The sequence below is a fragment of the Calothrix sp. NIES-2098 genome (genome assembly GCF_963875125.1).
In the GTDB taxonomy this organism is placed as follows: domain Bacteria; phylum Cyanobacteriota; class Cyanobacteriia; order Cyanobacteriales; family Nostocaceae; genus Aulosira.
Window position 1 is genome coordinate 6,771,916 of the sequence record NZ_CAWNKJ010000001.1, and the last position, 19,950, is coordinate 6,791,865.

19 protein-coding genes are annotated in these 19,950 nt (G+C 41.7%); 6 read left to right on the top strand and 13 right to left on the bottom strand.

The annotated features are described in order from the left end of the window. Nucleotides 1-423: 423 nt before the first annotated feature. From AACU33_RS28320 to AACU33_RS28330, 3 genes are all read right to left on the bottom strand, one after another. Nucleotides 424-1,062, bottom strand: a complete 639-nt coding sequence (locus tag AACU33_RS28320; RefSeq protein WP_096593117.1) for a molybdenum cofactor guanylyltransferase — start codon at nucleotides 1,060-1,062, stop codon at nucleotides 424-426. Between the two features lie 69 nt (nucleotides 1,063-1,131). Further along, nucleotides 1,132-3,207 (bottom strand): thioredoxin domain-containing protein, encoded by a 2,076-nt coding sequence (locus tag AACU33_RS28325; protein ID WP_096593120.1) that lies wholly within the window; start codon nucleotides 3,205-3,207, stop codon nucleotides 1,132-1,134. 66 nt (nucleotides 3,208-3,273) lie between these two features. Further along, nucleotides 3,274-4,443 carry a clostripain-related cysteine peptidase gene (locus tag AACU33_RS28330; RefSeq protein ID WP_096593122.1) on the bottom strand — a complete coding sequence of 390 codons (1,170 nt, stop codon included), beginning with the start codon at nucleotides 4,441-4,443 and terminating at the stop codon, nucleotides 3,274-3,276. Between the two features lie 168 nt (nucleotides 4,444-4,611). On the opposite strand from AACU33_RS28330, the gene AACU33_RS28335 reads away from it, so the two are divergent. After that, nucleotides 4,612-5,094 carry a hypothetical protein gene (locus AACU33_RS28335; RefSeq protein ID WP_096593125.1) on the top strand — a complete coding sequence of 161 codons (483 nt, stop codon included), beginning with the start codon at nucleotides 4,612-4,614 and terminating at the stop codon, nucleotides 5,092-5,094. Nucleotides 5,095-5,201: 107 nt separating this feature from the next. Here AACU33_RS28335 and AACU33_RS28340 read toward each other — a convergent pair whose 3' ends face one another. Both AACU33_RS28340 and AACU33_RS28345 read right to left on the bottom strand, forming a co-directional pair. After that, on the bottom strand, nucleotides 5,202-6,002 hold the full coding sequence (locus AACU33_RS28340; protein ID WP_096593128.1) for an LmeA family phospholipid-binding protein: 801 nt from the start codon (nucleotides 6,000-6,002) through the stop codon (nucleotides 5,202-5,204). 56 nt (nucleotides 6,003-6,058) lie between these two features. Continuing rightward, entirely contained in the window at nucleotides 6,059-6,256 is a 198-nt protein-coding gene (locus tag AACU33_RS28345; RefSeq protein ID WP_096593130.1) for an NblA/ycf18 family protein, read from the bottom strand. A 179-nt stretch (nucleotides 6,257-6,435) separates the two neighbouring features. Here AACU33_RS28345 and AACU33_RS28350 point away from each other — a divergent pair, with 179 nt between their 5' ends. Both AACU33_RS28350 and AACU33_RS28355 read left to right on the top strand, forming a co-directional pair. Further along, a complete protein-coding gene (locus AACU33_RS28350) occupies nucleotides 6,436-6,747 on the top strand; it encodes a hypothetical protein (RefSeq protein WP_339376341.1) in 312 nt (103 codons plus the stop codon). Nucleotides 6,748-7,317: 570 nt separating this feature from the next. After that, the gene (locus AACU33_RS28355; protein ID WP_096593136.1) at nucleotides 7,318-8,157 is read left to right on the top strand and encodes an SDR family NAD(P)-dependent oxidoreductase; all 840 of its coding nucleotides are present in this window, start codon (nucleotides 7,318-7,320) and stop codon (nucleotides 8,155-8,157) included. A 284-nt stretch (nucleotides 8,158-8,441) separates the two neighbouring features. Here the strand turns inward: AACU33_RS28355 and AACU33_RS28360 are convergent, their stop codons facing one another. Beyond that, on the bottom strand, nucleotides 8,442-8,597 hold the full coding sequence (locus AACU33_RS28360) for a hypothetical protein (protein ID WP_339376342.1): 156 nt from the start codon (nucleotides 8,595-8,597) through the stop codon (nucleotides 8,442-8,444). A 212-nt stretch (nucleotides 8,598-8,809) separates the two neighbouring features. Further along, complete coding sequence (locus tag AACU33_RS28365; RefSeq protein WP_339376343.1) at nucleotides 8,810-8,962, bottom strand: hypothetical protein; 153 nt, start codon at nucleotides 8,960-8,962, stop codon at nucleotides 8,810-8,812. A 50-nt stretch (nucleotides 8,963-9,012) separates the two neighbouring features. On the opposite strand from AACU33_RS28365, the gene clpP reads away from it, so the two are divergent. Then, nucleotides 9,013-9,618: an ATP-dependent Clp endopeptidase proteolytic subunit ClpP gene (gene clpP, locus AACU33_RS28370; protein ID WP_096593139.1), complete on the top strand. Its 606-nt coding sequence runs from the start codon at nucleotides 9,013-9,015 to the stop codon at nucleotides 9,616-9,618. A 124-nt stretch (nucleotides 9,619-9,742) separates the two neighbouring features. Here clpP and argB read toward each other — a convergent pair whose 3' ends face one another. Continuing rightward, on the bottom strand, nucleotides 9,743-10,639 hold the full coding sequence (argB, locus tag AACU33_RS28375) for an acetylglutamate kinase (protein WP_339376525.1): 897 nt from the start codon (nucleotides 10,637-10,639) through the stop codon (nucleotides 9,743-9,745). Nucleotides 10,640-10,894: 255 nt separating this feature from the next. On the opposite strand from argB, the gene AACU33_RS28380 reads away from it, so the two are divergent. Beyond that, the gene (locus AACU33_RS28380) at nucleotides 10,895-12,295 is read left to right on the top strand and encodes an ABC transporter substrate-binding protein (protein ID WP_096593143.1); all 1,401 of its coding nucleotides are present in this window, start codon (nucleotides 10,895-10,897) and stop codon (nucleotides 12,293-12,295) included. 24 nt (nucleotides 12,296-12,319) lie between these two features. Here the strand turns inward: AACU33_RS28380 and AACU33_RS28385 are convergent, their stop codons facing one another. Together AACU33_RS28385 and AACU33_RS28390 are read right to left on the bottom strand one after the other, a co-directional pair. Next, on the bottom strand, nucleotides 12,320-12,871 hold the full coding sequence (locus AACU33_RS28385) for a shikimate kinase (protein WP_096593145.1): 552 nt from the start codon (nucleotides 12,869-12,871) through the stop codon (nucleotides 12,320-12,322). A 103-nt stretch (nucleotides 12,872-12,974) separates the two neighbouring features. Next, nucleotides 12,975-14,606 carry an NB-ARC domain-containing protein gene (locus tag AACU33_RS28390; protein WP_096593148.1) on the bottom strand — a complete coding sequence of 544 codons (1,632 nt, stop codon included), beginning with the start codon at nucleotides 14,604-14,606 and terminating at the stop codon, nucleotides 12,975-12,977. Between the two features lie 466 nt (nucleotides 14,607-15,072). Between AACU33_RS28390 and AACU33_RS28395 the strand changes: the two genes are divergently transcribed. Continuing rightward, nucleotides 15,073-15,270, top strand: a complete 198-nt coding sequence (locus AACU33_RS28395; RefSeq protein WP_096593151.1) for a hypothetical protein — start codon at nucleotides 15,073-15,075, stop codon at nucleotides 15,268-15,270. Nucleotides 15,271-15,403: 133 nt separating this feature from the next. On the opposite strand, the gene AACU33_RS28400 is transcribed toward AACU33_RS28395, so the two are convergent. The 3 genes from AACU33_RS28400 to AACU33_RS28410 form a co-directional block, all read right to left on the bottom strand. Further along, nucleotides 15,404-16,105, bottom strand: a complete 702-nt coding sequence (locus AACU33_RS28400; protein ID WP_096593153.1) for a hypothetical protein — start codon at nucleotides 16,103-16,105, stop codon at nucleotides 15,404-15,406. Between the two features lie 107 nt (nucleotides 16,106-16,212). Next, a complete protein-coding gene (locus AACU33_RS28405) occupies nucleotides 16,213-16,833 on the bottom strand; it encodes a UbiX family flavin prenyltransferase (RefSeq protein ID WP_096595421.1) in 621 nt (206 codons plus the stop codon). Nucleotides 16,834-16,849: 16 nt separating this feature from the next. Continuing rightward, entirely contained in the window at nucleotides 16,850-19,204 is a 2,355-nt protein-coding gene (locus AACU33_RS28410) for a ribonuclease R family protein (RefSeq protein ID WP_096593156.1), read from the bottom strand. Nucleotides 19,205-19,950 lie beyond the last annotated feature (746 nt).

Below are 19,950 nucleotides of genomic sequence, written 5' to 3' on the forward strand. Positions count from 1 at the left end.
AGTATATTAACGTGAGTTTAGCAGACTTTTAACAACTCATCTCCAAACCTCTATCCATAAAAAAAGCGAGTACATACACAAGCCACAATCCCCCAGGAAGACATGACTGCGTTACTCGCTAGCATCTATACAAGGTTTATTGAGAAATCTATATCTAAATATAGATGAATTGTTCCATGAATTATTACTATTACAAAATAAATATCTGAAGTTTTCAAGAGTTTTTAGTAAATTTTTTTACCTTCGCTAATAATTTACAAAATTTTTAATATTTAGCTTGGAGATTGCAGATAATTGCAATTTTTAATACAGAAAATAGAGCTCTTTGCAGATATTTAGATTGTGTAATGGTTAAAGAAACATTAAACTTAAAAAAGTTACATTCTGTAATTACTCAACTTTTGTCTAACTTCTGGATAAAATCTATTCATTGCCAGTTAAATCTTCTGGCGTATTACAGTTAAAGAACATTTCTGCTTCTAGGACTGGGAGAACTTGCACGGGATGTTGTTTTAACCACTGTTGAAACGATCGCCCGCCTTGATTGATAAAATCTAGGAGTTCTGGTAAACAGCGACGGCGGTAAAAACCGCACAGAGGTTCCCATCCTTTAGCATGATGAGCCAATGCAGCGATCGCATCATCTCCCACACTATCAAGTCTAGTTATCCATGCTTGCAACACCTCAACCTTTAACTTAGGTAAATCGCAAGCCAGCAACAGCACCCATTCGGTTTGTACTTGCGCCATTCCTTGTGCAAAACCCACTAGTGGCCCGTGGGAGGGGGATGAGGGAGGGTGGGAAGTGTGGGGAGTATGAGAGGACAAGGAAGAGGGGGATGAAGGTAATTCTTGGATAAATTGACAACCAGGTAGAAGCAAGTGTTGATAACGTTCTGGCCAGGGAGTGACCACATAAACGGTATCAGCACAAGCTTGAGCAATACTAAAAACACGCTGTAGCATTGGTATTCCTTGAATTGGAATCAAGGCTTTATCCTGACCCATACGAGAACTTTGGCCACCAGCGAGAACGATGGCTGTTAATTTGTTATTTGTCATCTGTCATTTGTCATTGGTTATTTCTCCCTCGTCTCCCCACACTTCCCACACTCCCCACACTCCCTTGCCTCATCCCCGACTCTGACTTTGCTGCACTTGCTGCCACAAATGCTCTACGCTTTCTGCTGGTGCAAGACATTTCAAACCTTGGCAAACTAAGCCGATGCTGTTTTCTGGTAAATTTGATACGGTTGAAAATACTACAGTAGGCAAATACTTGGGGATAAGAGCGTGGATTTGTTCGGTATTGCTGCGAATCAGAGTTGAGTTGCGATACCAATCTAAAGCTGTAAATAAACTGGGACAGGCTTGCGGCGCACGACCCATGATACTCTTAAAGGCTTTCAAACCTTGTTCGGCTAAATCTAAATAATGCAGATTATCGGTGAGTAAGGTGAGACGCACAAGATTTGCGATCGCTACTCCGTTGGCTGAAGGTGTAGCATTATCTGCATAGCTGCGTTCGCGGACAATTAAATCTTGACTGGCATCACTTGCAGCGTTGCAATAGCCACCTAATTCTACACTCCAAAGATATTCGTTAAATTCATCTTGCAGTGCGATCGCTTTTTCTAACCAGAAAGCGGGGGAAGAGACATTTCCCATCCCAAGAGAAGCTTGGTGTAAATCCAACAGCGCTTTAATAAAAAAGGCGTAATCTTCCGATTGAGCTAAAACATGGGGTTGCTTGTCATAATTGAGTCGGTGAAACCGCCCATCAACAAACTGATGCACCAAAATAAAGTTTGCTGCCTTTGCTGCTATTTCCAAGTACGATGGTTGTTGAAATACTCCCGCCGCCCTTGCTAAACCAGAAATCATTAAGCTATTCCAAGCCACAATCATTTTTGTATCTGTCACCGAAGGAATGCGTCCCGGCCAGTTAGTGGTTTTAGCTTCTTGGTTATTGCGTGCGGGGGGGAAAGTATCTAGCGATTCAGCATTTACTCCGTATCTAGCAATAAATAACTTTTCCAGAGCGATTTCTAGCTTGTCGCTCAGTTGCCCTGGATGTCGCCTTTGCAACACATTCTGACCTTCAAAGTTACCTTCAGGGCTGACGGTAAATTGCTGTTGTAATTCGGTAAGTTCCTCAGGAGTGAGCAATTGCTCTAGTTCCCTGTAACTCCAAACATAAAATGCGCCTTCCTCTGGTTCTGCGGCTGTAGAGTTGATGAAACTATCAGCATCTTGGGCTGCATAGAAATAACCTTCAGGCGCAGTCATTTCTCTTTTGAGCCATTGTACAGTTTTAGCGATCGCCCGTTCAAATGCCGGTTCTTCTACTCCTGCACTCCACAAATTTGCCAGATACTCGACAATCTGACCGTTGTCATAAAGCATCTTTTCAAAATGGGGTACTGTCCAGGTCGGGTCAACAGTATAACGGTGAAAACCACCACCCACACAATCGTAAATTCCACCCAGCGCCAAATCTAGCCCTCTCTGGGTAACAACTTGTGCGCCATCATAGCGAGAAGAAAAATTCAACCGATTTAAGCGCAATACTAATTCCCCATAAGGAATCATTGGGAAGCTATTCCCAGTTTGATTAGGCGTAAGTATAGCTGTGCAAGTTTCCCAGCCTTGGCGGAGTAATTCATTTTCTGCAACATCGTCCGCCTTACCATCTTGCAACACGGCTGAGGTAAGTAATGCTTCTACCATGACAGCTTTGCGCTGTTGCAAATCAGCCTTTTCTGTATCGTAGTAACGGCGAATCGCTTGCAACACTTGCAAAAAGCCAGGACGACCATAACGCGGTTCTAAAGGAAAATAAGTACCAGCGTAAAACGGTACTAAATCGTCTGGAGACAGAAACACATTTAACGGCCAACCCCCTTGACCACTCATCATTTGCAAAGCTTGCATATAGATGCTATCGATATCGGGTCTTTCTTCCCTATCTACTTTGATGGGGAGGAAATTGGCATTCATGTACTCAGCAATAGTGAGGTCAGAAAAAGCCTCACCTTCCATGACAGTACACCAGTGACAACTAGAGTAGCCAATAGAGAGAAAGATCGGTAGATTTTTTTCCCTTGCAGTTGCCAGTGCTTCTTCAGACCAAGGCCACCAATCAATGGGATTTTCAGCGTGTTTGCGGAGATAGAGACTCTTGGCTTCAACAAGACGATTAGTCATAATCGGATGGGAGTGAGTTGCCTTCTTTGCCCAGTCTATCGTTCAAAAGCCTTCTTATATAATCCCTTAACTGCTAATTATTTGTTTGTATAAGCTGACCAAATCAACTTCTTGATACAGAGCAAGTGAACTATAGAAAGAAATAGCTTGTCTATTTTCTGGAAGATACAAACTAAGTCCAGATAATTTGTCTGCATATTTCTTTTTGAAATAAGGACTATAAAGCCTTCCACCTATTTGGTAATGAGCAATTACTGATGATTTGAGAAAGTTAGCAAACTCAGTAAATGCATTACTAGTTTGAGAAATATTCTGGGAGAGATAGCCAAATAAATTTAGCAAATCACAACACTGCTCATCAAAATAACTAATAGTTGATACCTGAGATAAATCAATTGCTGGCGCGTGATTGGTAATAAGTAGTTGAATCAGCCGTGAGAGCTTAGGAGGAAGATTTTGAAGTGCTTGGTTGTCTACCAAAGTCAGCGTATGGTACATATACACACTTTCAGATTTGATGATTGCGATCGCAGCCTCGCGCCCACCAATCGATGGCTGATTGAGTATTTCGAGAAAGCCTTCATAGTAATAATTTGGCGCACCCAGAGCCATCTGCGATGCAAGCGTATATCGAGCGCAATTCCTCACTTCATATACAACTTCTAGTGTAGCTTTATTGCAGTTTTGAAAGAAAAGTAGTTCAACTCGTCCGTTAGTAGCCTGATTAAAGCGACTCACTGCATTAGCAAATCGATTGACTCTCATCCATTTGCGTGTTTTGTAACTCGATCCTTGGTCATCAGGGCTAATTTCGTTAATTTTACCGCCATGTCCCACAACAATAACAGCCCAATGTTCTGCCTCAAAAGTTTGATACGCCCAGTCAAGATATGCAGAGAATGCTGATATGTCGCTACTATCTTTTGCTGTAATATCAACTTCCCTTATATCACCCTCGATTAAGGTACGACGGCGCATTTTAAGATCGCCAAAATAGTCGGATTGAACAACCACTGCTGCTGGGGAATTTTTTGTTCCTTTGGCTAGCATTTTAATAATTAGTTCGCCAAATTCTACAAGGTCGTTATCGTAGGGCATCCAATATAAAATCACCCAATTATGACGTAATTTAGATTGGGATAATTTAGGCATCATGGCATCAGAATCACTGCTAATAGTTCCAGCGAAACAGGCTGAACCTAATGCCATATAACGACAGAAACTTCTTCGTTTCATTGTTAAAGATAGAAATATGTATTTGGGCTTTTCAGCTATTGTGGACTATCTGAGCGCGAAGTAAGTTGAGGCTTGGATATTGATAAAATTTGCATTATTTATTAATAAAGTTTCTAAATAAAAGATAAAATTTATTTAATAGAGCAAAATTAATAGATTATATTTTTTATGAATGAGCAGGAATCCGAAACAATTCAAAACGAACAGGAGCTAGATTACAAAGCCTTGTTAACTAATGCAAAGCTTGCCTTAAAAGTTCAATACCAGAGGTCAGCTGCTTTAGCAACACAACTGCAAGCGATAAAAACGCAGTTAGAGCAAGTTCAAGCTGAAAACAAAATTCTCAGGGAAAGCGCCTATGAGGATGTAATTAAACACTTTGAGGCGCGCACCCAAGCAGCAGAAGAGCGATCGCTAAAAACCGAAGTGCGTCAAAAGTTCCTCGAAGCCAATGGTTGTAGGGATGACGAGAGCTTCGACACTTTATGGGAAAGTATTAAGAATCAGATTCAAATTCAAGACGGTGAGGTGAGAATCATTTCTCGAAATGGCACCCCTAAGTTCACCTTAACAGGCACGCTGTTGAGTTTAAAGGATTTTATTCAATCTCTCAAAGAAAACCCAAAATCTAGAAAATTTTTCTTAGACTAGTGCTTCATGTCATTACTTCTCTTAGGTAAATAAGTTCGTAGTTAGGACTAAAGTCCTAACTACGAACTCAAATATTAGGTAATTTATTTTTTGGTACTCTCTTATTACTAAATCGGTGTTCTAGTGGGGATACGTTCAATTTGTGCGTAGCCACTGAAAATTAACTGTTTGCCTTGAGTTTCTAATCGGTTGAGCCGCATAGTGATGCCATCAAGATCAAAGCGCTCCAAATCTACCATCCGATCCAAAATTGGAGCTAATGCATAGCTCAAAGTTTCAGAAATTTTCCATTGAGATTCTGGCACAGTATCTGCTTCAAACTTCGGGTTGCAGAAGACAAGGCGACGCCGCCGTTCAATGGCTATGGTTGCACTTAGGCTAATCGGTACGAGTTCGCCATTGCTGAGGTCGGCCTTAGCCGAAATTCGCACCCGATTGTTGGGTAACAACTGGAGCTGCATAGCTTCAAAGGAGACCAGCTCACCGCCAGATATATCTTTTAAAGCAGGCAGAGAAAGATTTAGCAGCCGCTTTTTGACTAGTTCTGCCTTAAAAGCTTGGTTAATACTTGCTTCTGATAGGGTAACTTGAGCAATAGCTTGAGTGGGTTGCTTGAGAGTGAGTTTTCCTCTCAAAACATTGCTGAAATCAATTACTACAGCATCGGTCTGGAAGGATAATTCTTCGGCCCTGAAATCTCCACGAATGATTAGCCCTCGTCCCCTCATTTTGAAGCTATCGATGCTGCCTTGCAACAGTTTACTCGATGGATTGCATTGGACAAAGACTTCTACTGACTCGCTTTGAGTAAATAGGTAGCGAATTGTTTTGCTGGCAACAGTGTTAAGTAAACGCTCTCCCCAATCACCGCCAGTAGGATTAGTTAAATCGGTAAGGCTGTTAAACATAGAAATTTGCCTCCGCAAAACTTCTTCGGCTTAATCCTAATATTTGCTTCTCAGCTTTACCCAGAGACTGCATCTGAATCTAGTTTCCACTCCTGCTTCAGCAATTCCTTGTAAGTTGTTTCCTGGATCAACATCTGCTCGTATAGTTTGAGCAAAAATGCCTGGGCTTGTTCCTGAGACATATACTGCACTTGGTCAGCAAAGCTTCTCAGGCTAAATTCTTGTTCTAAAGATAATTTGATGGGCTGATTCATCGCTGGCTCCTGTGCCCAAATTGGGCGACAACTAGAGGATCAATGCTGGCTATCTTTGTCTGAAGCTAATACCTCGCTGATGTCGGTAAGTCATACACTTCATGAGGTATTGGGCACATGAGTGTGACAGATTTGTGTAGTTATATTAACTACTATAACAATTTATTTACAAAACGGAGATGAGATTAGCGTGTTCAGAAATGGATTCTGCTGGGCTATACACCTCAGCAAAGACATCTCAATTGCGATTTGACTTGTATGGTGAGAGTTTCCGCATTTTTGGGCTGAGTACTATCAACTACATTATTGATTTTGTGGCGATCGCTTTTCCATCCTTAGAAGTACTTGGTCGCTGGATGTTTAATTGCTGGGTTCAAAAACTGATTGTTGAGGAGTTAGAAACACGCACAATTTTTGAACATCAACAAGTAAAAATCTCCGTAGCCAACGCTTTTTCTCATAATTTTTCTTGCTGGATCAAAGAGAACTAAATAGTTAGAAACTATGTACTGTAAAGGTAGATAGATGTTTTTTAAATTGGAATAGAATGCCTGGTTTCTGAGAACTTTATATAAATAGATTACAATTTGCGGTTTCTGTGAGTAAATTTAGCAGATACTCGATCCCCTTGTTAGAGTGTGACGGTGGAGTAATTTCTGGTTAGAACTCAGTTTATATCCATCTTATCTATTGACTGATTGCCAATTCCAGAAATGGTGGAAAGGTATTTCTCCGACTGCTTTACATAGACTCAGAGGCACGATGGTCGAGAAATATTTAGATTACTCATTTAATGACATTTAGAAATATTTCACCCCGTTACTTACCAATTGTTGATATTTCCAGTAACACTCAAATTTTGCTTAAGACTACCCAAAAAAGGGTCTCAGATTTGTCAAAAAGTATAAGGCTTTGAAAGCCAAACTTCTAAGCAATCTCTTACTTTCAATGGTTTATGTTTTGTCTTAGCGTGTGCCTAAAAAGCTTCACCTGCAACAAAAACTTTCATCTCAACATTGGCATTCAACGCATTGAGACTTCAACTTTAGAGGCTTGATTTTATGAACATTCAAGGAAAGATAGCTCTTGTTACCGGAGCGAGTCGCGGAATTGGCCGAGCGATCGCTGTAGAACTGGCAAAACAAGGAGCAAAACGTCTGTTGTTGCTGGCGCGCGATCGCCAACAGTTAACTGAAGTCGCTATGGAAATTGAGGCACTAGGAGTGGAAGCTGTTATCTTACCGTTGGATCTGACTCAGCTAGTGGAGGTGAACATTGCACTAGCTCAAGCTTGGCGAGACTATGGCCCAATTGATCTACTTGTCAACTGTGCTGGAGTAGCACACCAAGTTCCCTTTTTAAAGTCCCAACTATTACAGGTGCAGGAAGAGATCAACGTTAATTTAATTGGAATGTACACTATTACTCGCCTGATTGCGCGTCGGATGGCAGTACAACGACAAGGAAGGATTGTGAATGTTTCCAGCTTAATGGGTAAAGTTGCAGCACCATCAATGGCTACCTATTCAGCTACTAAGTTTGCGATTTTAGGTTTCACCCAAGCTTTACGTGGTGAACTAGCAGCACATAATATTCAAGTGATGGCTTTGCTACCATCTCTAACCGATACTCACATGGTGCGAGATTTACAGTGGTTTCGCTGGGTAGTGCCGATGACTCCGGAAAAAGTAGCTCACGCACTCATTACTGGACTACATAAAGAATCCCCTGAGATATTGGTGGGATGGCAAAGCTATTTAGCGGTGTGGTGTAACCGTATTGCTCCCATGCTGTTGGAAATGCTTTTAATGATGGCGTCTCCCATATATAGAGATGGACAAAAGCGATTTCCTACTCCCCGATCGATGCCTAGCGCTAGTTTTGGATCTGTCACAAACTAATTCTCTAGAAATCCGATTTGATTTCTGAACTGACTTGCGTGGTGCGCGCAGCACAAGCGCCATAGTCCGGCAATAGGCAACAGGGAAGAAAGTTCTTCGATTTGTACTGAAGTTGTTTCAAAAATCAAATACTTGTATAAAAACAACTTACCCCTTTAACCGATCGCGCGCACGCTTGATACTGTTAAAGGGGCAAGTTTATAGCAGTAATAGTAGTGACTCAATTCAAGAACCCATAAGTATAGTGAATGCAGAACTCTTGTGTGTTACTTCACAAAATCTTGTTACCGCAAAGAAGGAAACACCAAGCTAACAATTGCTGCTGGTGTATCTGACAAAGGTATTGCAGCCTTTGTCTGAACTCTAGTATTTGGGTTAAGCCCTGCTATTAGGTGGAGTAAAAAAGTTATGATGGCGGCTTGCACAAGTTTTTCCAGCATGGCAGGTCTCCCTCTCGATGGACAGCATTTCTCAATAAAATCGTTACTCTAACTACACCCCTTACTATTCAATTACCGGATTTAGATAAATATTCCGGATAATTGCCCAGAGTAATAGTGAAAAAATGTTTAAAAAGTTACCAACACTTGACAAATTTCCACTAGTAATATTTGTGGATATGTTGGTTACTCTACTCAGCAAGCTACAAATGTTATGTAGCAAAGCCTGAAACTAGAGGTTTGGTGGGTACTGATGATTGGGGGATACCTACTAAGACCCGACTACGGATAAAAAGTGCCCGTTCAAATTCATCAAATTTGTCAAATTTAGAAGAAATGCGCTCTACTGTAGTGAGAGACAGCAATTAGCAGTTGTCCTCGATAAAATGGATTTAAATAGCTACAAGCAGGCTGCATGATTCCTATAGTCATTGAACAATCGGGTCGCGGCGAACGCGCCTTTGACATCTACTCACGGCTCTTACGTGAGAGGATCGTCTTTTTAGGACAACAGGTTGATAACTCCATAGCGAACTTGATTGTTGCCCAATTACTGTTTTTGGATGCTGAAGACCCGGAGAAAGATATTTATTTGTACATCAATTCTCCAGGTGGTTCAGTGACTGCCGGTATGGGCATTTTTGATACTATGAAGCATATTCGCCCTGATGTCTGTACCATTTGTACCGGATTAGCTGCCAGCATGGGCGCTTTCTTGCTCAGTGCGGGTACTAAAGGTAAGCGGATGAGTCTACCCCATTCCCGGATTATGATTCATCAACCTTTAGGTGGTGCGCAAGGACAAGCAACTGATATTGAAATTCAGGCGCGAGAAATTTTGTATCACAAAAAGCGGTTGAACGACTATTTAGCCGAACACACGGGTCAACCTCTTGAACGCATTGCGGAAGATACGGAACGCGACTTTTTCATGTCGCCGGAAGAAGCAAGAGACTATGGCTTAATTGACCAAGTTATTGACCGTCATTCCGCAGGTAGCCGACCAATGGCTGTTGTTTAGTTAAGGGTCAAAAGTCAAAAGTCAAGGGTCAAGGGTCAAGGGTCAATAGTCAATAGGCAAGTTTATTAATTATCCTCCTTGTCTTCCCTGTCTCCCTTGTCCCCCTTGTCTTCCTTGTCCTCGTTTACGATCTAAACTGAGAACTGAGAATCATTGTCCCAATACCAACGTCGGTAAAGATTTCTAATAGTAAAGCGTGGGGAATGCGACCATCAATAATATGGGCGGCTTTGACTCCTTGAGCAAGCGATCGCACACAACAATTTACTTTGGGAATCATCCCCCCACTGACAACACCGTTGTTAATCAAATCCCTGGCTTCGGGAATATCTACTTTCGGAATCAAAGTTGACGGATCTTTGTAATCTTTTAAAATGCCTCTGGTGTCAGTCAGTAAAATTAACTTTTCCGCCCCTAATGCTGCTGCTATTTCTCCAGCTACAGTATCGGCGTTAATGTTGTAGGCTTGTCCTGTTTCGTCGGCGGCGACACTTGAGACAACGGGAATATAGCCATTACTAGCCAAAGTTTCCAAAATTTTGATATTGACATTGCTGACTTCCCCGACAAAGCCTATACCTTCTTGGCCTTGGGGACGGGCTGTGATTAAGTTACCATCTTTACCGCACAGGCCTACAGCCAAGCCACCAGCTTGGTTAATCAGTTCGACAATTTCTTTATTAACGCGCCCTACCAATACCATTTCCACCACATCCATTGTGGGCGCATCAGTGACTCGCAAACCATTCTTAAATTGCGCTTCAATTCCCAGTTTATCTAGCCAACTGTTAATTTCTGGCCCGCCACCGTGGACGAGAATTGGCCGCAAGCCAACGCAAGATAAGAAAACAATATCGCGGATAACTTTATCTTTGAGGGTGCTATCTTTCATGGCCGCGCCACCATATTTCACAACGACAGTGCGACCGGCGAATTGTTGAATATAAGGTAGCGCTTCACTTAGCACTTGTACACGAGTGGCTTCGGCTTGCCTGATGTACTCAGTATCGTTGACCATTATGAGGAGCTTTTGCGAATTAACACCTATCCAGTCAGTGTAGAAGACTTTGGAACTGGTAACAATCTCTTACGCAAAATTCAAGTATTACATTTGATATTAGTATATTTCTCTACCAAGTCATGGAGCGATAAATCTGCATAATTATTTTATGCTTATTTTGCTGCAATCCAGATATTAGTAAAAGAACAAGGTTTTTTTGCATTGCCAATCTTCATCTTTTTAACTGCGATCGGTATATTAAGTATTAATTAATCTATGAATTCTCAAAAAGAAACCAAGCTGCTAATTTTATCTCTGCTGTTGACTATTGGTGTATTAGGTTTAGGCTTCTGGTTGTGGAATCAATTCTCAGGTAAGAGTTTAAATTCCTTACTACCGGGTAATAATCAGCAATCAACTTCAGGAGCTACATCAGCAAGAATCAGTACAGGAGAGAAAATATTAGTAATTGCTGACACTAGTCCTGATAAAGAAGCTGGAGTACAAGCCTTTGCTAAGAGTGATTTTGCCACAGCTACAGCTAAGTTCAAAGCATCTCTGCTCAAAAATCGCAACGATCCTGAAGCCTTAATTTATCTAAATAATTCCCAAGCCAAAAATAGCAAATCCCTGAAAATTGCTGTTAGCGTACCTATTGGCGGGAATCTAGATGTGGCCAAAGAGATTTTGCGAGGTGTGGCTCAAGCTCAAGATGAGGTAAATCGCAGTGGCGGCATCAATGGTAATCTACTGCAAGTGGCGATCGCTAACGATGATAATCAGCCAAGTCAATCTCAACAAATTGCCACTGAGTTAGTCAAAGATACCAGTATTTTAGCTGTAGTCGGACATAATTCTAGTAACGCTTCGATTGCGGCTGCGCCAATTTATCAGCAGGGAGGGTTAGTAACTATCTCTCCTAGCAGCACTGCTCAAAATCTTTCTGGGATTGGTAGCTATATATTTCGTACTGTTCCTAGTAACGGTTCGTTTGCTGAACGCCTCGCTAGTTACACAATCAAAACGGCACGTAAAACCAACATTGCTATTTGTGCTGATTCGCAATCGATTGATACTCAATCTTTTAAGGATGAGTTTATCAAAGGTATAGTGGCGGGTGGTGGTAAAGTTAATTCTACAAATTGTGATATTGCTAGTGCGAATTTTGACCCCAATACATTGATTTCACAATTTATTGGTAGTGGCGCGGATAGTTTAGTGTTAGCTCCGAATGTAGATAGAATTAACAAAGCTTTAGAACTAGCAGCCGCCAATAACGGCAAATTAACGCTGTTTGCTAGCCATACACTTTACACATTTAAAACTTTGCAGGTGGGAAAAGCTGATGTTAATGGCTTAGTGTTACCTGTACCTTGGCATCCTCAGGCAATTCCTGCCAATCCTTTTGTGCAAAATGCTGTGAAACTTTGGGGTGGCAATGTTAATTGGCGCACAGCTACAGCTTATGATGCGACTATAGCGATCGCTAAAGGTTTACAACAAACTAGTACTCGCGATGGCTTGGAAACGGTGCTGCATAGTTCTAGTTTCTCAGTAAATGGAGCTACAGGTAAAATTCAATTTCTCCCGTCAGGCGATCGCAGTGGCGCAGCTATCTTAGTTAAGGTGCAACCTAGTAGTAAATCTGCTACTGGCTATGACTTTGTGCCATTGTAGTGCTCACAGCCTTGGGATCGGCAATTAATTTTGGTGAGAAACAGGCTTTTTCATCACGCTGGGTATAGCTTCAATCACTCTCGTCGCAATTGCTTCTGGTGTTTCCCTAGCGCTGATGCTGATTTGCAAATCGGCTTGAGAATAAAGCGGTTGTCGTTGTTCGAGAAGCGATCGCAATTTACCTTGAGGATCGACATCTTGCAGTAATGGTCTTGTGGTATCCTCTTGCAAGCGGCTATAAAGTAAATCTACTGGCGCATCTAACCAAACAATCAAACCGTGGTGCAAGTAACCCCAATTTTCTTGTCGTAAAACTATACCCCCACCAGTGGCTATAGTTAACTTGGTAAAGGCACAAACTTGTGCTAAAACATCACTTTCTAACTGACGAAACGCCGCCTCACCTGACTCAGCAAACACCTGATTGATAGATTTTCCGGCTGCTTGGACAATCACATCATCAGTATCTACAAATCCATAACCTAGATGCTTGGCTAGTAAGCGTCCTACTGTTGTCTTACCGCTACCCATCATCCCGATTAAGTACAGGTTTACTCCTTGCAATAAGCTACTCACTGATGACTGCGCTCCAGTTATGAATTATCTTTCCTGAATTATTATTAGACCACAATCGCCTTCTTCTTGGGATCTTTGCACGAGCTAAAAACTAGCTGTAATTTTAAATCTCCGCATTCAGTCCATTATCTCTAATATAATTCTTCAGGTGTTCTGCAAAAATTGTATGGCTCATGAATAAGTAACCATCTTTATCTTTGCTTAATTGAAAGTTTTCTTCAATTAATCGTTCAACTATATACTCAATCAAAACTGGAGTCAGAGAAAAGCAGGATGCTTGTCGTTCAATTAAAGAACGTCTTTGTAAGAATTCCATAGCCTCCAAGATTAATCTCCGCGACATTTGCGGCGATAATCCTGGGAGAATAATATTTCTTTGTAAATCTCTCACAGAAATAAAATTTGGATGCAGTGATAACCAATATAATAAGTGTTTTTCTAACTGAGACAAACGATTAAATTGCTGGTCAAAAGTAGTGCGTATGTCGCCAAAAACTATCGTTCCCTGTTCGATAAACTCAGCTATATTGCCATCAAATAATTCTTGAATTGTTGTCGTTACAAATTTAATAAATAGCGGATTTCCTGCATATCGCTCAATTAAAACTTGACATTCTTCTGGTGAAGATTTGTTGGTTAAGCCTTTAGCTTTAAGAATTAAAATACTTTCTTCTGGATTTAAACCAGTTAATTTTAGAGAACGAACAGGTAATTCTTCTCCTTCCAAAGCAGCAATTTCTTGAGGTTTTTCTCGACTAGTAAATACTACACAGCTTTGATGTGGTAAATCGCCTAATCTTCTAATTAACTCGCCGTAACCCTCATATCCGCGACGATATCGAATTGGGGTAATTAGCGGTGTAAGCAAATTTTGTATACCCGCGCTGTTAGTTGTCAGTGTAGGATATTCTTGTAGACCGTCATTATCGCCACAGCCTAAAATCGAGTCAACCCGATCTAAGACAATCAAACACCGATAAGAGCGCAAACAATCAATCAGTTGCGAAATTTTACTTTCTACGGTTTCTGCACTATTGGTATGAGATGCTGGAGATATCAGTTGAATCAGTTGATCTAAGAGTACCTCTAAAGGCGGTGCAAATTGGAGCGATCGCCAAATCACATATTCAAATCCATCCTGAATCTCTTCTGCCAACTTCACTGAAAAAGCGGTTTTACCAATTCCACCCATACCTAAAATTACTACAACCCGACAGCGCTCTTGCAAAATCCAGGCTCGAACTTGAGCTAGTTCTTGCCGCCGCCCGTAGAATACACTGTTAGTAATGGATTCAGAATTATTTTCTAACTGGGTTGATTGATGAGCTAATAAATCCAACTCCATGTCTTTGTGGACTTTTATTGGACTAATCCCTGATTGTAAGTTAAACCAACCTTTTTTATAACCTGCCTTTTCTAACAACTGAGTCACCCGACTCCAAGTTTTAACTTTTACTGAGTCTCCCACCTGATTACTCAGCATTTCTTCTATATATTTATATAGTCCGTTAGATAGATAAACTCTGACTGTACTGCTAGTCCCGCTTTGATATACCACCTTAGCAATTTCCGCAGGGCTACACCCACAAAGCAGGCCTCTGAGAAATTTTTTTTCTACAGGTGTCAAAGCTTTTCCTTTAGCTGACGCTAAATCTACGTATAATTTTTCTAATTCCCAATTATTTTTAGCTTCGATAAAATCTTCTTCTAGGCGATGAGAATCCTCTGCTGCCATTAGCGTTTTTTATGTAATAAAAGTAACTCACGCAATATATTAACGATTCTTTTATAAAATCAGAATAAATTAATGATGAATTTCTAACGAATTTAATAACTTTCGTTAGGTGACTTAGCAGTTGTCACTTAGTTATCTTGGGCTTAACTGAAATTTAATAAAGATTGTTTGAAACTTTAAGGGAACAAATTCGGTCAATCCAAATAGCTAATACTCTCTTTGCTAGAAAGATATTGGTTTTACAAAATACTGTGTTTTTACTAACACAATACAAGCGATGTAAGATTCACTTCTAGCAAGCTTTTCTCTCTCAATCTGGTAGGTCAAGGTGTAAATAATGACTAAATTTCTAACTAATATTGTACAAAAAATATTTGCGAAGTTGACGGTTTAGTCACAAAAAATACTCTAATTCTCACCTGAATCACTCCAGATCGATCAATGTGGTATGTATGAGGTGCCGACCATGACAAGAATTCGTGACGTTGTCCAAAAAGCTTTAGCAAGTGGTTATCTAACTGTGGAAGCAGAAAATCAATTACGGCGTCTGTTGACCACTAGGTACGATTTAGAAGATTTAAATGCTTTCATGACTTTGCAAGAAGCTGCAATGAATGGCAACGTCAGACAGGAATCCCGCGAACGTTGTGGATTAAGTAGTTAATCTGAACTGCGCAGACCAAGGTCAAAAGTCAAGAGTCAAGAGTCAAGGGTCAAAATCCAATAGTCATTTGTCATTAGTTATTCTCCCCATCATCTCCCTTGTCCTCCTTGTCCCTAATTCAAGCTAGGTATGCTTACCGACGTGGTCGCTTATCCTCATCCGTAGAATCTACGTCATCAAAAAAGCTCCAATCATCATCGTCATCATCAGCTTGATTAGGAGTCGGGGGTTGATAAGGGGGGATAATTACTCGATAATCAGCATCGTAAACGGATTCAGTTTTTCCCACTGCTGTATTTTTTGGTTCGCGGTAGTTGTAGGAGTAAACAGAACCAGATTGAGAAGAACTTTTCGGTTCTTGTTGACGCTCGTAAGTTCGAGAATCGGAAAATTCTTGGGTTTGCTGTCTGGGCTGAGATGCTGCTTGTGGCTTTTCTTCAAAGTTCCAGTCATCATCTCGACCGTTGGTATTCCAATCATCAAAATCATCGCTGGCAGTATTTTCTGTTTGACTAGCGGTTGGTGGCGGGCTAGCAGGGGGAGGACTAGGTTGGGGCCGATAGCTGGCTTTGGTACGCGGTGAGGCTGCTGTTTTAAAGCGAGTTTGTTGGCGCTGTTGTCCGCCAAAATAAGTTGAGACTTTAAATAAAGTAGTAATCAATAAAGATGTTAAAGCACCTGCGGTAGTGGCAAGTAACATCCACATAGCCAGGGGTAACGGTTGAGTCCGCATACCTAAAAATACTAACGATATGACAGGCGACCAATTTTGGGTTAACAACAGCGTTAGTCCCCCCAATATAGCCACCAGCAAAATTAAGCGAAATACAGTCATAGAAATTAGTAAAGATAAAGGATAAAGGATGAAGGATAAAGTCTAAAGGATGAAGAATAAAAATTTTTTACTTCACACTTCATACTTCATACTTCATACTTCATACTTTAACGACGACCTTGCCATCGCTGAATGGGAATACAGTCAATATCTAGTTGATCTAAAGCGCGAGCAACTACAAAATCAACTAAATCCTCTATTGTTTCTGGTTTATGATACCAAGCAGGAATTGCTGGCACGACTCTCACACCCGTTTCTGCTAAGGCGGTTAAATTACGCAGATGAATCAGGCTGAAAGGAGTTTCACGGGGAACAATTACCAACTTTCGACCTTCTTTGATTTGTACATCCGCTGCTCGTTCTAGTAAGTCAGAACTCAAACCAACTGCTAATTTGGCCACGGTACTCATACTACATGGCATGACAATCATACCTAAGGTACGAAAGGAGCCGCTAGCAATGCCAGCGCCAACATCACTCCAAGGATGGCAGCGTAGTTTACCAGAGACACTTACTCCAGCTTGCTCGCGCCAAAATTGCTCTTGAGCTGGGGGTTCAGCTGGCATTCGGATATCCTGCTCTGATTGCCAAACCATATAGGTCGATCTGGAGGCCACCAGTTCAATTTGATAATCTGCTTCTAGCAGAAATTTCAGGGCACGAACGGCGTAAATCAGACCGGATGCACCTGATACGCCGAGAATTAAAGGAAGAGTATTATTCAACACTTTATTTGTCGTGGATTTACTCATCCTCCCCATAAGGTTCTAAGTCAGCAGGATCGAGATGAGATGCTAAGTAAATGTCTGACAAATCATCATTTGGGCTGCTGATATCTAAACCTTTAGCTACGCCATCACTACCCACAGTGACTAAATCAATTTGCTGACGGTAGTAATCAACACTCTTGACTTGGACAGAAACGCGATCGCCTAGTCTGTAAGAAGCGCGATTTTTCCGCCCAAATAAAGCTTGTTGTCTGGCGCGATATTCATACCAATCGTCTTTCAGGGAACTGACGTGGACTAATCCTTCGACTCGCAGTGGTACGCCCAGTTGAGTGCTAGCTTCAACTTCGGCGGCGGGGACTTCAATTTCCACAAAGAAACCGTAGGATTGTACGCCTGTAATTACTCCCTGAAAAACTTGACCGATGCGCTGTTTCATTAGTTGAGCTTTTTGCAGCCCAGCTAAATCGGCTTCGGCTTCTTGAACTTCTTTTTCGCGGTCGTTAATTTGGATAATTACCCGCGTCAAATCGCTTTGCAGTTCTTGTTGTAATTCTGGGGGTAAAACGTTCCAGTTAATTTCTATATGGGAAGAGGAGTGGCGCAGATTAACACGTTCTCTGACACGGGTGTTACGGCGATCGCGTCCGTGTTCGAGTAACGTATAATACACTCTCTGCAACAGCAAATCTGGATATCGCCGCAAGGGAGCAGTAAAGTGCAGATATTGCGGGAGCGCCAGTCCAAAGTGGGGAGCTTTAGCAGTACTGTAACTCGCTGGTTTGAGTGTATCTTGCAACAAATAGGTCAGTACTTGCTCGGAGGCAGATTCCACAAACGCCCTAGTTAGATGTTGATAATCTAGGGGTTGGATATCTACTTCTGGTTCTAGCGCCAGTTCCACACCTAAATTGATCGCCAATTTCAGCATTTCTTGCACATCTTCGGCGTCGGGCGTACCTTGAACTCGCCAAATTGCAGGGACTCCCAAAGCGCTGAAATGGCTGGCTATCAATTGATTTACTAACAGTACTAACTCTGTTAACAGAGAATGCACGGGTAAATCATTGACCACCACAGCTCCTAAAATTCCCTCATCGTTGTAGGGATTTTGACTAGGCGGCAAATTTAACTGCAAGCTACCACGAGCCAAACGCACCTGTTTCACAACTTTCCGTAATTCTTCCAGGTCTTGCAATGTCTGAACAACTTGTTCGGATTGCTTGTGCGATTCACCATTGAGAATTGCTTGAGCTTGTTGTTTCGTCAGGGCGGTATCGACATTAATCACGCTGGGTTGAAGTTCCCACTCTTCTATCTCTCCGGTTTTCGGGTCGATGGTAATTAAAAATGAGAGAGTTAAGCGATCGCTTCCTGCAACTAAAGAACAGCGATCGGCTACTGTATCGGGTAACATTGGCAGTACTAATTCGCCCAGATACACTGACCTACCCCGTTTGAGTGCTTCGCGATCGAGGGCTTCGTCTGGTTGGACAAAGTGAGAAACATCGCTGATGTGAAAGCCCAAACGCCAAAAGCCTTTAGCAGTTTTTTCCAAACTCAAGGCATTTTCTACCACTTTTGGATCGCCGTTGACTCCGGTGATGGTGAAGGTAAACAAACTGCGTAAATCCTGGCGATTTTTCAGGTCTGCTTTCAGTAGTCTTTTGGGCAACTTGGTAGCTGCTTCTAGAATTGCCTCAGGGAAATTACGGCCTAAATCGTGCTTACAAGTAACCAAATCTATATCAGCAGCGGCTTCGGCGTCGCTACCTAAGATTTGTACCACTCGACCCAGTGGCGGATATTGTGCAAGGGGGTAACGTAGCACTTCCACATGGGCTAGGTGATCGAGGGCTTGTTCTAATTTCATGCCATTTGTTTGCAATTTGAGTTCAAACAGCAGGCGATCGTCAAGAGGAACCGCACGAAAGCCGCTTTCGACTTGCTTAATTCGGGCGAGTAAAGTGTGATTAGAGCGTTCGAGAATCAGCTTCACTTCGCCTTCGGGAGAACGGCGGCGACTACCTTCTTTGAGAACTCTAACTAAAACGCGATCGCCATTCCACGCATTACTGAGATGGCTTTCACGAATGTAAATATCCTCAGCGCCTTCTACATCTTGAATTGCAAAGCAAAAGCCCTTACTAGAACAACGAAGTTTTGCTTCGATCAATCCTTCTTCTACAACCCGGCGATATTTGCCGCGTTCTTTAACTAAAATCCCGATTTTCTCTAATATGTCTAGGGCAATGTGAAGTTTTTGTAAACTAATTTCATCCTCGCAGCCAAGTTTCTTTTCCAAAACTTTACGAGCTACCAATTTATCATCGGTGAAATTGGCAAGGAGTGTAGCGATTGAAAATTCCATGCAGTGAACCGACCTTTGGTCAAAACATCATTTTTCTTTTAATTTGGTTGTTTCCTGTATACCCTTACGAACTACAGACACTAGCTAGAAACTAAATACCCTCAAGCAGGGATTCTGAAGTTCTCAGGGAAAAGGAAACCGACCCACTCTGCGAAAATCCGCAGAATTGTCTACAAACTTCTCACTGCACGAAAATCTCAGAGTTAGCCTGCGTTTGAGTTCCTTTATCCAGTCCAACTGACAAAGCACGCCCGATCGGAATTTTGCCCCACAAAGTAATTACGCGACTGATTTTTGAGTGCTGGGTTGGTAGAAATATCCATGCTACCCAAAAACGTTATACAGGGGATGTGGTGTTTAATTGTCTAGACTCAAGGTACTTTTACGCCATTAGACTCTGATTTTTAACTAGGAGAAACTGCCGATCGACCTAACTTTCCCATATGTAGAATCGGTAACAATTAGGTAAGCAGCTTAACGGGCAGTGAGGGCGAACCTTATCTTCATTATTGTAGATTTAGAGCGCACTTCTAAGAAATAGTTCTGCATATCGAATTGGGTAATTAGTATAGCATTGAAGGCTATCCTACTCAGATTTAGCCCGCAGTAGCCAAAAATGTTCTTGCAAAAGAGCTACTGCTACAATCGGGACACAGGAGTGAGGTGCGAACATTACCTCTCTTCATCAGAGCATGGCAAAGTCATGATTTGAGATTTTGGATTTTGACTTACTCGGCAAGCGGTAC